Below are 14,018 nucleotides of genomic sequence, written 5' to 3'. Positions count from 1 at the left end.
TTTATGGGACAGCTTTTATATTTTATTGTGTCTTAATTTTCTCCTCTTTATCGTTCTCTTTCTCTTCAGGTAATGAAATGACCTGGTTACTCTCAGACCTTGAAAAGAGGCTGCCGAAAAATTCAGTGAACTTTTTGAAATGACCATCCAGTTTCTCTGAAAGATCTGCGGCTCGTTCAAAAATGGTCGATTTAATAAAATCTAGCTTGCGTTCTAACTGTTCATTTTGTACATCTTGATGGTCAACTAGTTCTTTTAGGTGTTGGTTTTGTTCGTTGAACTGTTCCATTAAGCTCGTATCGAGTTTGGATACATAATCAATTAACTGGTTATCCTTTTGGGCAATCTGTTCTTTAAGAGCTGCATCGTGAAGCTGAAAATTCTCTTCAATGGTGTTGTTTAGTTCTTTAAATCCAGAAGTCTGCTGGTTATCGTGGTGGTTGAACTGTTCCATCAAAATATCAAGTTTATTTGCCTGATCATTGAATTGGTGATTGTGATGATTGAAATAATCGTTTAACTTTGCAACATATAGAGCAAACTGTTCAGAAGCTTGAAGTTCCCGTTGATTTAATTGGCTCAGGAGTTGTGTATGATTTATATAAAGGTCTGTGTTCAATTGAGTATGATTTCGGTTGATATGTTCAATCACTAGGGTCTCTTGTTTGTTGAGTTGCTCCATTATCTGATTTTTTTCTTTTTGAACTTCATCCATAACATGTGTATCGTGTTTATTCATACGTTCGGTGAAATTGGAATATTGGTTATCGAATCGCTCCATCGTGGTTTGATGAAAGATATTCTGTAAGTCGTCATGCCGCTCGAGTAGTTCTTTTATTTCATCCTGAACTTGCAGCTGCTCTTGAATGGAAATAGTCGTTTTTTCATATGACTGTAACTTTCGGTGCATTTCAAGCAAAAGTGAGTCTTGTATGGTGAGTTGGTCTAAAAGTGCTTGCGAATATTTTTCATGTTTCTCAGCGTGCTTTGTTGCATTCTCTGCAAATTGTTTGTTTAATTGCTGTTGTTCATTTATCACACTTTCAAGGAAATTTTCACGGTAAACAATTTGGTTACTGTCTTTTATATTATCGTTGTTATTTTGAAAAACTTCTTTATTTCTCCCTTGATTAAAAAATAAACCCAAAAACACCCACTCCTTTCATGTATTTCTTATAAGATATGAACAATACTGGGAATGGGTCCAAGTTGGCAGGTTGGTGAAAAAGCCCATCTTCGTTTTCGATTCATGAAATAGCAAATTTGTTCCATACTAAAAAGAAACCGCCTATAGAAAGGGGTAGCTAATATGCTAACAAATGAGCAGCTGGCTGCACTAAAAAACGATTTGGAAGGTTTAAAACAAGAGTTGGAACAGCGTTTTGAAAACAATGATAATTATGACTTGGAAAGAGGGCATTATCATGAGGCAATGGGTGAGTTGTCAAGCATTGATAATCACCCAGCTGATGAAGGAACTGCTTTATATGAGCGGGAGAAAGATTTTGCCTTAAATGAGCATGATGAGTATCAACTCAAAAATATAAATAACGCTCTTGAGGCGATGTCAAAGGGCGAATATGGGAAATGTGTGACGTGTGGAAAAGAAATATCCTATGAGCGTCTACAAGCCATCCCAGAGACAATCTATTGCTTAGAGCACACTCCAGATAGGACAATCTCAACAAATCGTCCAATCGAAGAAGGAGTGTTAATGCCTCCATTTGGGAAATTCGATAAAGACCTTCAGGATGAAAATGTTTCCTATGATGCAGAGGATTCATGGCAAGATGTGGCGCGGTATGGTACGTCAGAAGGACCATCCGACTTTTATCAGCCGCCAGATCACTATAACGATATGTATAATGAGTCCCAAGAAAACATCGGTTATGTAGAGGATTATGAAAATTTTGTAGCCACAGACATTGAAGGAAAAGAAATTAAAGTTTATCCGAATCAGCAACACGAACGGTACGAACAAGAGCTTGATGAAGAAGGAATCATGACGTCTTTCGGAGATTTACCAGCTTTTGAACATGACCCATATGTTGATGAGGATAAGGAAAAATAATAAATAAAAAAGGGCCTGCGAGTTACAATCACAGGCCCTTTTCATTCTTTAAAACAAAAGCTCGTATACCTCATTTAATTGATAAGCACGTTGATCATCTTGTTCGTTCTGGGCATATTGAATCTCCCATGGAAGAATTTCATTGAGGTAATTAGATTCCTCATAGGTAAGGTCCCTTACCAGTTCCCCTTCGGATGAATAATTACCAGCTTCAATCTTACTATAAATCCTATTGCTGATTGTATCCTTTTCTGTGTAGTTTGCCAAAATCTCGCGAAGATAAGCAATTGTCTGTTCCATTATTCTTTCCGCTCCTCAAAATAGTCCCGAAATTGTTCTGTATCGGTTAGTCCCATGTTGCGATAGTAGGGATTATCCTCGGTTACGTCCTTCGGATCTAGATTTGTTTTAATTACGAGCATAGGCTCTGATGGTGCTTCTGCAATCAAACGGTCATCTAATTCTTTAAAGTCGGGGAGTTCTTTGCTTCCGGGTTTATTTGGTTTCATCTAAGCACCTCCTTTCTTTAATCTGCATTGTTCGTAAAAAAATTATGTACAAGAGGGGAGTGGTATCGGATAAACCATTTCATTCCTGGATTTGTATGATAAAATAGAAGAATGGAGAAGCGTTATAGAATATAGCGAATTCTATCGAATTTTTATCATTTAATTAGCGATATGCTAGCAAGTGCTATATCAAGAGGTGAAGGCGGAAATGGCTGTGAATGACAGGCTACAGTTGAATGTTCGAATTACAAAGGAGACTTCTGATAAGCTTGATGAAATTGTCGAGTATTATCAGGAAAACACTAAAATTGGTAGAATATATAAGGGCGATGTTTTGACAGACATCATTGAGAAATCATATGAAGTGATGCAAAAGCAAAAGAAAACCAAGATGAGAGTATAAGGTTGGAATGCCTATAGGAGCCTGAACGCAATCTGCGTTCGGGTTTTTTTATGTCTATTTTGTTAAAGAGTGAAGGACTTGGAGAGGAATTTAATAACAATGTTTAAAACGTTTTTTGAAAAAATTCACAAAAACATAAAAGGGTTTCAAAAACATATATAGAATATTCATAATATTCAATTTTTAAAATATATTGATGGAGGAGTCAAGAGGGACATGAGTTTATTATTGTAACCGCTTACAGATATACAAAATGTTTCAACCCACTGAAGTCATTTATTTTTGGTAAAAGGAGAGGGATGAATGAAGCTTGACCACTTGCTTGAAACAAATGTTAAAAACTTTGGTGAATATCCAATGTTATATTTCCAAGAAGAGATATTTACAAATATTGAAACAAAGCGTATTTCAGACAGGTTTGCGGCGGGGTTAAGAAAACAGGGAATTGCTGAGGGAGACAAAATTATGGTGATTTTGCCAAACTGCCCGGAAGTGATTTTCTCCTATCAAGGAATCAATCGGGCAGGGGCAATCATTGTACCTGTGATGTTTACCTTACATCCAAAGGAGATCCATTATATTGTCGCAAACAGTGGAGTGAAAGCAATTATTACTTCTTCGTTTGTTCTCGAGAAGGTACGGACAGCCGTTTGTGACCTGGTAGTTCAACCAGCTGTTATAACCGTGGATGTGCCAAGTGGAGATCAAGTACTTAATTTCTACGATGTTTTAGTTGATAAAAATGACAGTACCGAACTTCCGATTACAACAACTGAGGACGACACAGCGGTAATCCTCTATACCTCAGGAACGACAGGAAGTCCTAAGGGAGTCCTCCTGACCCATAAAAATCTTTACACTAATGCAGAAAACTCAGCAAAGCATAATGAAACGGAACGTGGAACAATTCTTGGTGTTCTTCCGTTGGCCCATGTATACGGACTTACCATCTCGAACATTACCATGTTGCTTGGGGGTTCGATAGTCATTTTCCCAAATTTTAATCTGGCAGAAGTATTTGCTGCGATTGAAAAGTATCAGGTGAGGTCTTTCTCGGCTGTTCCTGCAATGATTCATGCAATGCTATCTTATCCAGATGGTGATAAGTATGATACAAGCAGTCTAGAATGGATTGGTTCTGGGTCGGCACCATTACCAGTGGTGTTGTTAAATGCTTTTCAATCGAAATTTAATGCTGATATTTACGAAGGCTATGGGCTTTCAGAGGCAGCACCGATTGTCACCGCTCACCGTAAGGGCATTCAAATTAAACCTGGTTCCGTCGGAATTCCTATCCCAGGGGTTGAGATTAAAATTGTCGACGACGAAGGGAAGGAATTGCCTGTTGGGGAAGTTGGAGAGCTCATAGTTCGTGGTGAAAATGTGACACAAGGTTATTTTAATAACTCTGTAGAAACAGATAAAATTCTAAAGAACGGTTGGCTTCATACCGGCGATATGGGAAGGCTGGATGAGGATGGCTATTTATATATAGTAGATCGAAAAAAGGACTTAATAATTCGTGGTGGTTTTAATCTCTATCCTCGGGATGTAGAGGAAATTCTGAATCGTCATGAAGCAGTATCAGAGGCGTCGGTCATTGGAATTCCAGACGAGAGAATGGGTGAAGAAATGGTCGCCTGTGTTGTGAAGAAAGAAGGAAACGAAGTATCAGCTGAAGAGTTAATACGCTATTGTCAGGAGCATCTTGCTAAAAATAAAACGCCAAGACAAATCTTATTTATGGGTGCGCTACCAAGAAACGGGGTAGGAAAGATTCTTAAAACACATTTGCGGCAAAATGCTGCTAGCGTGATTTCCGCTTCTAATCAAAAGTAAGTTCCTCCTTTTATAGTTGCCTTATTAGCATTGTTACCTTTGTACTTCTGAGTTACCTTCAGATAAATTTTTTATGTTAGGGAGATGAACGGATGGAAAAAAGAACAATCTTGACGACAAGCAAACGAGGACTACTAGAGGATTCTTTCCCATTTCGCCTGTTTCAAAAAGCAAAAAAGTACGGGATATGGAATCCGACCGACATTGACTTTTCACAGGATGCTAAGGATTGGCAAACCCTGACGCATGAACAGCAACAGGATATCTTACGGCTAATCTCTCAGTTTCAGGCCGGGGAGGAAGCGGTTACGCTTGACTTACTTCCGTTGATTATGACAATTGCCAAGGAAGGAAGGCTTGAGGAAGAAATGTTTCTCACAACCTTCTTATTTGAAGAAGCGAAGCATACGGAATTTTTCCGTCAAGTCTTAAATGCAATTGGGGAAAAAGGTGATTTAGCCCATTTCCATTCCGATACGTACCAAAAGATTTTTTATGAAATTCTTCCTGAGGCGATGGGCAGACTTGAACATGATCAATCTCCTGAGGCAATTGCGGAGGCTGCGACAGTATATAACATGTTTGTCGAGGGAGTGATGGCGGAAACTGGCTACTATTCTTTCTATCAATCTCTTGAAGAACTAGGCTTGATGCCGGGACTATTAAAGGGAATTGAAAACTTAAAGCGTGATGAGTCAAGGCATATCGCCTATGGTACCTTCTTGTTGCAACGTTTGATTTGTGAGCATCCACATCTCTATGAATTAGTAGAAGCAAAAATGCAAGAATTGGCCCCATTAGCGATTAAAATCAACCATGAAGGTTTTGCTGGTCGAGATATTAGTGAGTTTGGCCATCTCCTCGAGGATACAATGAATTACACAATGAAGCAGCTTTCGGTTAGGATGGATATTCTTTCGCGTGCCCGAGGAAAGAAAATTGAAGAAATCTACACCGTTTCGGATACAGAAATGGGTGTCTTATAAAGGCATTTTCACAAATTGAAAAACTCTGTATAGCCAACAATTAATATATTAAAGAAATAAAAGGAGGATCAAGATGACAGTAAAAGCTGAAGTAAAAACATTTCCCTTATTTATAAATGGACAGTGGCAACCAGCCAGTAATGAAGAAACCTTCGACGTGACGAATCCGGCAACAGGTCAATTGGTAGCAAAAGTAGCAAAGGGGACTGTTGAGGATGTCGATAAGGCTGTTTTAGCGGCAAGAGAAGCTTTTAACAACACCGAATGGAGAAATATGAGTCCAAAGGAACGTGCGAATGTTCTTTATAATATTTCTTATGCGATTGCTGAGTGTGGAGAAGAACTTGCGTATCTAGAATCAGTTAGTTCTGGGGCTACTGTCCGCAGAATTGGCGGGAACGATATATTACAAATGGTTGATTTATTTCAGACACTCGCAAAATTTGTCTTAGAGTATGAGTTTTCTGAAACACTTCCATCTCCACCTTTCCCAGGTCCAGCACATAATTTTATTTGGCGTGAACCAATCGGGGTTTGTGCAGCAATAACCCCTTGGAACTTGCCGATGGTAATTGCAACTTGGAAAATTGCACCGGCCCTTGCGATGGGCAATACAATCGTCATCAAGCCGGCAAGCTATACTCCGCTTTCAACATTAAAACTAGCTGAAATCATTTCACAGGTAGTACCACCGGGCGTTATTAATGTTGTAACTGGATCAGGTGGGGAAGTAGGAGAAGCCCTTATCCGTCATCCACAAGTAGATAAAGTAGCCTTTACAGGATCCACTGAAGTGGGCCGTAGGGTAATGGAGTTATCCGCCGGAACGATTAAAAATACAACGCTTGAGTTAGGAGGAAAATCTCCAAATATTATCCTTGAGGATGCCGATTTATCGATTGCGCTTCCTGGTAGTTTGTTTGGTGTCTTCCTTCACTCAGGTCAGCTTTGCGAATCAGGTACAAGATTGTTTGTGCCAGATCATCTCCATGATGTGGTTGTGGAAGGGCTGGTTAAACTTGCAAGCAAAATTAAACCTGGTAATCCACTCGACCCCGCTACAGATATTGGTCCGGTTATCTCTAAAAAACAAAAGGAGAGCATTCTATCCTATATTGAAGCAGGAAAACAAGAAGGAGCAACATTGGTTTGTGGCGGTAGGGAAGTGAAGGTGCCTGGGTGTGAAGAGGGACATTTTATTGAGCCGACCATTTTTACGAATGTTACTAATGATATGAAGATAGCGAGAGAGGAAATTTTTGGACCGGTTTTATCGGTTATCCGTTATTCAGAAGTTGATGAAGCCATTAAAATGGCTAATGACAGTATTTACGGACTAGCAGCAGGTGTATGGACGAGTGATGTCAATAAAGCTTATGACGTGGCGAGGAAGCTACAGGCGGGAGTGGTTTGGATCAATGATTGGCATATGCTGAGGAATGATGCTCCATTTGGGGGCTATAAGCAGAGCGGGATTGGTCGAGAAATGGGCAAGCACTCTTTAGACGCCTATACACAAGTAAAGCATGTTCATACTTCGATGGTACCTGAAATCCATCGACGTAACTGGTACGGGTTGCTTTTTTCTGAGTGATAGAGGTTAGCGATAAAGGAATCTATAAAAATATTATTTAGAGGTGAGAATAAATGCAAACAAGAACAATGTCTGAATTCATGCTACGTACTGCAATTTATAGTGGTTCAAATACAAGGGCAATCGTTCCAAGTCTTTTTAAAGGGCTTGGTGCAAAACGAGTGTTGTTATTAAGTGATAGAGGCCTCGAGAAGGCTGGAATCGTAGAGAAGGTTGCGCAGATTTTTTCTTTAACTACAAAAGGGTCAGGTCCGGAACTTGCAGGTATTTACCTGGATATTGCTCAGGACGCTGAAAGTAAAAGTGTTAACGAGGCGGCTCGCTATGCACGTGAAATTGGCGCAGATGGATTATTAGCTGTCGGAGGAGGAAGTGTTCTAGATACAGTTAAAGGTGTTAAGTATGCATTGCATCACGGTCTGGCGGACATTAAGGAAGCGATTCCTGGCGGATTTGTCATGGAGCAATTCCCAAAGGCAAATCATATCCCGATTCCACATATCGCAATTCCGACAACAGCAGGAACAGGGTCTGAAGTTTCTCCTATCGCCGTTATTTTTAATGAAGAAATACAAATGAAGACAAATATTATTAACCCATTTATCTCAGCGGATATGGCGGTGTTGGATCCTGATTTGACCGTGGGCCTTCCACCAGCAATTACAGCATTTACTGGATTTGATGCATTGACACATGCGATTGAAGCCTTTGCTTCTCCTACGTCAAATGCATTGACAGATGCCCATGCTTTACATGCAATTCGTTTAATTGAGAAGAATTTGCCGGAGGTAGTCGCAAACGGAGAGAATGTGGATGCTAGAATGGAGATGCTCCAGGCAAGTCTAATGGGGATTACCGCATTTAGCTTTGCCTTAAATGCCATTCCAGTTCATAATTTTGCCCATGCTTATGGCGCATTGTTCCGAATCCCACACGGTTTAGCAAACGCTGTCTTTTTGCCTGTTGTTATGGAATCAGTGCCACAGCTTTATTTGCCAAAAATCAAGGAGCTAGCGGAGGCTCTTCGAGTAGAAGTGTTAAGTGGAGATGATTCGCAGACGATATTGGCAAAGACTGTAGAAAAAATAAGGCTATTACAACAAAAGACAGGATTGCCTAGGGACTTTGCTGCCTACAGTCTAACAGAAGAAGACTTAGCGAAAGCGATACCGGCAGTGAGCAAGGATCCAGCTGCGGTTAACTTTCCGATGCCAAAAGAACTCATTGCCGCAGTAGGCCAACGTGTCGTTCCGTCTAGGGTCAATAACTAATAAAATAATAAATTATAACAAAAGAGGTGCGGATATGCACCTCTTTTTATAACTTTTTCACGAAATTGCTAAAAGTTTTTGTCTATATTTTGAACATTTTTATTGCTATCCTTAAAATCATGCGGTATTATTTCCTTAACAAGAAAAATTAGTATAGGGGCTGAATAAAATGGTTCGGATGTCTGTTGCTGGTGTTGCAGGGTTTATCCTCGTGTTCATAGAATCCTATATTGTAATGCTATTCAAAGGGTACCAAACCATTGAGTTTGGCGGGATTTCCCCATTTGTTAGTGTCTGGGCTATGAATTTCTTCCTCTTATTTTCAATATTGACACAAGTGAAACATTGGTATCTTGAAAGAGAAGAAGAGCGCGCTGAAAATTACAGTGATGAGCGACTATAAGATAGCATAAATGCAGGATGCCTTTAAATAAAAAGGCATCCTTTTATTTTGGCTCTATTTACTCGTTTGGCGTTAATCTAGATCAGTTCGGGCAATTAGAGGGGCTTTAATTCCCCGTTCGGCACTTATCTAGACGAGTTCGGGCAATTAGAGGGGCTTTAATTCCCCGTTCGGCACTTATCTAGACGAGTTCGGGCAATTAGAGAGGCTCTAATTCCCCGTTCGGCATTAATCTAGATCAGTTCGGGCAATTAGAGAGGCTCTAATTCCCCGTTCGGCATTAATCTAGATCAGTTCGGGCAACTAGAGAGGTTCTAATTCCCCGTTCAGGGCTAATCTAGATCAGTTCGGGCAATTAGAGGGGCTTTAATTCCCCGTTCGGTACTTATCTAGATCAGTTCGGGCAATTAGAGGGGCTTTAATTCCCCGTTCAGGGCTAATCTAGATCAGTTCGGGCAATTAGAGGGGCTTTAATTCCCCGTTCGGCACTTATCTAGACGAGTTCGGGGAATTAGAGAGGCTCTAATTCCCCGTTCGGTACTTATCTAGACGAGTTTGGGCAATTAGAGGGGTTTTAATTGAGCATTCGATAAGATGATTAGTTTTCTTCCTTTTCAGAATCCTCTGCAGCAGCCCTTAGTTCTGCGTAGAATAAATCTTCATTACAAATCAAGCTATGCTCTCCTTGACTATTTTCATTAGGAAGCACGACATCCTGAAACTCCTTCTGTTTTTCCTTCATTTCATCATCTCCTTTTTACCATGTTATCATTTCCTTTTTCGGCTAGATTAAGCATGAATACGATTGAATTAGCGTGACCCGGAAATACTAATTGGATGAAGGAGGATGAAAATGGAAAGTAGTGAAATGGAAGAGATTTTTGATAATTGCGGATGGTCAAATATTTATGAAAAACATCAGTATAAATTTTGGGTGACGGGTTTAGCGGAGAACCTCCAAGAAGACGTCTTGAGAGCTTACCTTGATGCATATTCCTACGAAGACACAGAAAATCAATGCTTTGATGAAATGCTCTATCAGCTAAGAGTGTTTAGGTACATTTACGAAAAAAATGATATTAGACTCTTTCCGAGAAATTAACGAAACGAAGAAAAATAGGTAAGAATGAGGGAGATAAATGGAAAGTATCGGTGACCACCTAAAACAAAATCTTGATATCGTTTTTATTGGATTCAATCCAAGTATTCGGTCCGGGGAAACAGGACACCATTACGCGAATCCAAATAATCGTTTTTGGAAAATATTATATGAATCGGGACTTACATATAGAAAATTTGAGGCTGATGAAGATGCGACACTGGTTGACTTCGGATATGGACTTACCAATATCGTTGCTAGACCAACTAAAGCCGCTGATGAAATTACGAAGGAAGAATATCGAATAGGTAGAGAAAAACTAAAATCGAAGCTAGAGTATTACCGTCCAAAGATTGCTTGCTTTGTTGGAAAAGGTGTATATCAAGAATACAGCGGGAAAAGGAAAATGGGTTGGGGTGTGCAAGAAGAACCGGTGATTGAAGGAATTGTTGACTTTGTTGCTCCTTCATCAAGCGGACTTGTACGGATGAAACTTGAGGAAATCGTACAGATTTATCATCAATTAGTGGGATTAAAAAATAAAAACTAGAGAAAACACGCTCTAGTTTGCTGACCTTCAATTGTAACCTGCAAAAGCAGGGCTCCTTCCGTCCGTACAGTGGTTAAGTGTCCCGCAACGAGCGAAAGATCGGAAGGAGCACTTATATTTTAACATATATACGGTGGAAATATACACCCTAATTCCTCTTTTGTTAAAATTCTAATTCACTATTTTTTATTTATTGTGTGTGGAATCCCTATTAGTTGAATTCTGTTGAATGGAGCGGAAGGCGCGAAGACTCCTGCGGGAGTACGGGGCATGGGGAGACCCCGCAGGCGCTTAAGCGCCGAGGAGGCTTCCCGCAACGCCCGCGGAAAGCGAAGCGCCTAGAGTGGAAATCAACAGACAGTAGCATAAACTAGACTATGTATATTAACTGCATTAAACGAATTAACGCGGGAGAATTATTAAACAAATCAATAAAATAAGAGACTGTCGAGTTTCTCGATACCTAAGAGGACAAGTCCTTTTATTTTTAAGATAAAAAGTGGTATGATAATTTAGATTCAAAAATAAGGAGTTGTTTTACATGGCAAAAAAAGGATACATACAAATGAAAAGCGGAGATAAAGTTGAGTTTGAATTATACCCAAATGAAGCTCCGGGAACAGTCGAAAATTTCGAGACTCTTGCAAAGAAAGGGTTTTATGATGGATTAACTTTCCATCGTGTCATTCCTGGTTTCGTATCACAGGGCGGTTGTCCTCACGGAACAGGGACTGGTGGTCCTGGTTACACAATCAAATGTGAAACTGAAGGAAATCCCCACAAGCATGAAGCAGGTTCATTATCAATGGCCCATGCGGGAAAAGATACAGGTGGAAGCCAATTCTTCATCGTTCATGAGCCACAGCCTCATTTGAATGGTGTTCATACTGTATTTGGCAAGGTTACATCTGGTTTGGAAGCGGCAAAAGCGATGAGAAACGGCGATGTAATGGAAAAAGTTGTGATCGAAGACTAATAGCATTTTTTAAAAATCTCTCTACTTATGAGGGATTTTTTTTTGCTTTAGTGAATGCTCGGGCCTCAGTACTCATATATATTTTCGGTGGCTAGTTTTATCTTCCCGCTGCCTCTATATCAGGATCTGTCCTTACAAAACCCCTAACAATAATCAATAATTTACAAATTAAGACTTGTTTTTTCAGAAAGTTCAAAATAGAATAGAGATATACATACCTACTGGTTGGTATGAAAAAGAAGGTACTAGCATAACCCTTATAGTAAATCTCTACAATCAAAAAAGGAATGGGGATGAAAACATGCAATTACGCCTTACGGATGAGCAAAAAATGGTTCAACAAACAATCCGCAAATTTGTGGAAAAGGAACTGATACCTCTTGAAAATGAAGTATTAAGGAGAGAGAGAGAAGGGAAGTCAAGTCTACCTCCCGGTAAATTGGATGAGCTTCGTCAAAAAGCAAAAGAAGCTGGATTCTGGGGAATCAACACACCTGAAGAATATGGTGGAGCTGACCTCGGCCAAATGATGTTGGCACTTGTATACATGGAAGTATCGAAAACATTTGTTCCATTTAGTTTTGGTGGTTCTGCGGATAACATTCTTTACTACGCAAATGAAGAACAAAAGAAAAAGTACTTAATCCCAACGATTAATGGTGATAAGAAATCTTGCTTTGCAATGACCGAGCCTGGAGCTGGTTCTGATACACAAAACATCAAAATGACAGCTGTCAAAGATGGAAATGAATGGGTCCTAAACGGAGAAAAAACATTCATCACTGGCGGAAACGAAGCCGATTTCGTTATGGCTATTGCGATTACGGATAAAGAACTCCATAAGGCAACAAGAGGACGCGAGGGTGTGACATGCTTTATCGTTGACCGCGATATGGGCTGGAAATCCGAGTATATACATACAATGGGTGAATGGGGTCCAGCTGGATTAGTTTTTGACAATGTTCGTGTACCTGAAGAAAATATCCTTGGTGAGTTGAATAAGGGTTATAACTTAGGGCTTGAATGGATTGGTTTTGCTAGATGGATCGTTGGTGCACGTGCTGTTGGTGCAGCAGAGCGTGTGATGCAAATGTCAATCGACTATGCAAAAGAGCGTGAAACGTTCGGAAAGCCAATTGCTGACCGTCAAGCGATTCAAATTATGATTGCTGATTCAGCTGTTGAAATTGATGCCGCTCGTTGGTTAGTTTTAAATGCAGCTTATACATTGGATCAAGGCGAAGACAACCGTCATCTTGCATCAATGGCAAAACTTTATGGTGCCAATATGGGGAACAGAGTCATTGACCGTGCCCTGCAAATTCATGGTGGTATGGGTTATACAAGAGAATTACCACTTGAGCGTTGGTATCGTGAAGCTAGACTTTGGAGAATCTATGATGGAACAGATGAGATTCAGAGAGTCATCATTTCAAGAAACTTACTTAAAGGTCATGTGAAATTAGGACAATTCATATAATATAGTTTGTAAGCGCTATCTAATAGTTGCGAGTTTAGTAGATAGAAGGAGGAAATTAGTATGGCAGGAAGATTTGAAGGAAAAGTTGCATTTGTAACAGGTGGAAGCAGGGGAATTGGAAAGGGTATCGTCGAGCTTTTCGCAGCAGAAGGCGCAAAGGTTGCCTTTATCGACTTGGATGAGCAAGCTTTAGCTCAGACAACTGCAGAACTCAGAGAAAAAGGCGTTGAGGTATATTCAAAGGTTGCTAGTGTTACCGATGCAGAACAAGTAGAAACAGCGGTTAAGGAAATCGTTGACACTCTTGGCTCTGTAGATATACTTGTGAATAATGCGGGTGTTATCCGCGACAATATGCTATTTAAAATGACAGAAAACGATTGGGATACTGTCATGAATGTACACTTAAAAGGTTCATTCCTTGCAACAAAAGCGGTTCAAAAATACATGGTTGATCAAAAGTATGGTCGAATCATTAATATCTCTTCTACATCTGCGCTTGGAAACAGAGGGCAAGCAAACTATTCAACTGCTAAAGCTGGTTTACAAGGCTTTACAAAAACGTTGGCAATTGAGCTAGGGAAATTCGGGATTACAGCAAACTCAATTGCTCCGGGATTTATCGAAACAGACATGACAAAAGAAACAGCACGCAGGATTGGTATTTCGTTTGATGACCTTATTAATGCAAGTGTTGCAGCGATTCCGGTTGCAAGAAGCGGAAAGCCAGAAGATATTGCAAATGCTGTTGCGTTCTTTGCAGATGAAAAGTCTGGATTTGTTAACGGTCAGGTAATTTACGTCGCTGGTGGACCGAAAAACTAATTTTATAAATAT

Annotated in this window: 16 protein-coding genes; 12 read left to right on the top strand and 4 right to left on the bottom strand. The window is 40.0% G+C overall.

The window, feature by feature from the left end; genetic code table 11:
• Window positions 1-22 precede the first annotated feature (22 nt).
• Window positions 23-1,147, bottom strand: coding sequence for a hypothetical protein (locus LG336_RS18040; RefSeq protein ID WP_404328886.1), 1,125 nt, complete (start codon window positions 1,145-1,147; stop codon window positions 23-25).
• Between the two features lie 162 nt (window positions 1,148-1,309).
• Between LG336_RS18040 and LG336_RS18035 the strand changes: the two genes are divergently transcribed.
• The gene (locus tag LG336_RS18035) at window positions 1,310-2,071 is read left to right on the top strand and encodes a TraR/DksA C4-type zinc finger protein (protein WP_404328885.1); all 762 of its coding nucleotides are present in this window, start codon (window positions 1,310-1,312) and stop codon (window positions 2,069-2,071) included.
• Window positions 2,072-2,119: 48 nt separating this feature from the next.
• On the opposite strand, the gene LG336_RS18030 is transcribed toward LG336_RS18035, so the two are convergent.
• Together LG336_RS18030 and LG336_RS18025 are read right to left on the bottom strand one after the other, a co-directional pair.
• Window positions 2,120-2,371, bottom strand: a complete 252-nt coding sequence (locus LG336_RS18030; protein ID WP_404328884.1) for a sigma-G-dependent sporulation-specific acid-soluble spore protein CsgA — start codon at window positions 2,369-2,371, stop codon at window positions 2,120-2,122.
• A complete protein-coding gene (locus LG336_RS18025) occupies window positions 2,371-2,580 on the bottom strand; it encodes a hypothetical protein (RefSeq protein WP_404328883.1) in 210 nt (69 codons plus the stop codon). The genes LG336_RS18030 and LG336_RS18025 overlap by 1 nt, the downstream gene beginning before the upstream one ends.
• Before the next feature lie 208 nt (window positions 2,581-2,788).
• Between LG336_RS18025 and LG336_RS18020 the strand changes: the two genes are divergently transcribed.
• The 6 genes from LG336_RS18020 to LG336_RS17995 all read left to right on the top strand — a co-directional run bounded on the left by LG336_RS18020 (window position 2,789) and on the right by LG336_RS17995 (window position 9,076).
• Complete coding sequence (locus tag LG336_RS18020) at window positions 2,789-2,983, top strand: hypothetical protein (protein WP_404328882.1); 195 nt, start codon at window positions 2,789-2,791, stop codon at window positions 2,981-2,983.
• A 303-nt stretch (window positions 2,984-3,286) separates the two neighbouring features.
• Window positions 3,287-4,822, top strand: coding sequence for a long-chain fatty acid--CoA ligase (locus tag LG336_RS18015; RefSeq protein ID WP_404328881.1), 1,536 nt, complete (start codon window positions 3,287-3,289; stop codon window positions 4,820-4,822).
• A 92-nt stretch (window positions 4,823-4,914) separates the two neighbouring features.
• Entirely contained in the window at window positions 4,915-5,808 is an 894-nt protein-coding gene (locus LG336_RS18010; RefSeq protein ID WP_404328880.1) for a R2-like ligand-binding oxidase, read from the top strand.
• 73 nt (window positions 5,809-5,881) lie between these two features.
• A complete protein-coding gene (locus tag LG336_RS18005; protein ID WP_404328879.1) occupies window positions 5,882-7,402 on the top strand; it encodes an aldehyde dehydrogenase family protein in 1,521 nt (506 codons plus the stop codon).
• A 53-nt stretch (window positions 7,403-7,455) separates the two neighbouring features.
• Window positions 7,456-8,673, top strand: coding sequence for an iron-containing alcohol dehydrogenase (locus LG336_RS18000; RefSeq protein WP_404328878.1), 1,218 nt, complete (start codon window positions 7,456-7,458; stop codon window positions 8,671-8,673).
• 169 nt (window positions 8,674-8,842) lie between these two features.
• The gene (locus LG336_RS17995; RefSeq protein WP_404328877.1) at window positions 8,843-9,076 is read left to right on the top strand and encodes a hypothetical protein; all 234 of its coding nucleotides are present in this window, start codon (window positions 8,843-8,845) and stop codon (window positions 9,074-9,076) included.
• Between the two features lie 598 nt (window positions 9,077-9,674).
• On the opposite strand, the gene LG336_RS17990 is transcribed toward LG336_RS17995, so the two are convergent.
• Entirely contained in the window at window positions 9,675-9,818 is a 144-nt protein-coding gene (locus tag LG336_RS17990) for a hypothetical protein (protein WP_404328876.1), read from the bottom strand.
• A gap of 111 nt (window positions 9,819-9,929) precedes the next feature.
• Between LG336_RS17990 and LG336_RS17985 the strand changes: the two genes are divergently transcribed.
• The 5 genes from LG336_RS17985 (at window position 9,930) to fabG (ending at window position 14,006) form a co-directional block, all read left to right on the top strand.
• Window positions 9,930-10,178: a hypothetical protein gene (locus LG336_RS17985; protein ID WP_404328875.1), complete on the top strand. Its 249-nt coding sequence runs from the start codon at window positions 9,930-9,932 to the stop codon at window positions 10,176-10,178.
• A gap of 37 nt (window positions 10,179-10,215) precedes the next feature.
• Window positions 10,216-10,725: a mismatch-specific DNA-glycosylase gene (locus LG336_RS17980; protein WP_404328874.1), complete on the top strand. Its 510-nt coding sequence runs from the start codon at window positions 10,216-10,218 to the stop codon at window positions 10,723-10,725.
• 541 nt (window positions 10,726-11,266) lie between these two features.
• Window positions 11,267-11,701: a peptidylprolyl isomerase gene (locus LG336_RS17975; protein WP_404328873.1), complete on the top strand. Its 435-nt coding sequence runs from the start codon at window positions 11,267-11,269 to the stop codon at window positions 11,699-11,701.
• Window positions 11,702-12,002: 301 nt separating this feature from the next.
• Window positions 12,003-13,181 (top strand): acyl-CoA dehydrogenase family protein, encoded by a 1,179-nt coding sequence (locus LG336_RS17970; RefSeq protein WP_404328872.1) that lies wholly within the window; start codon window positions 12,003-12,005, stop codon window positions 13,179-13,181.
• A gap of 60 nt (window positions 13,182-13,241) precedes the next feature.
• Complete coding sequence (gene fabG / locus LG336_RS17965) at window positions 13,242-14,006, top strand: 3-oxoacyl-ACP reductase FabG (RefSeq protein WP_404328871.1); 765 nt, start codon at window positions 13,242-13,244, stop codon at window positions 14,004-14,006.
• Window positions 14,007-14,018: the final 12 nt, after the last annotated feature.

This window comes from Mesobacillus maritimus (assembly GCF_044803185.1).
GTDB lineage: Bacteria > Bacillota > Bacilli > Bacillales > Cytobacillaceae > Mesobacillus_B > Mesobacillus_B maritimus_B.
Note: the sequence above shows the minus strand (reverse complement) of the source record. Positions and strands in the feature narration are given on the sequence as shown.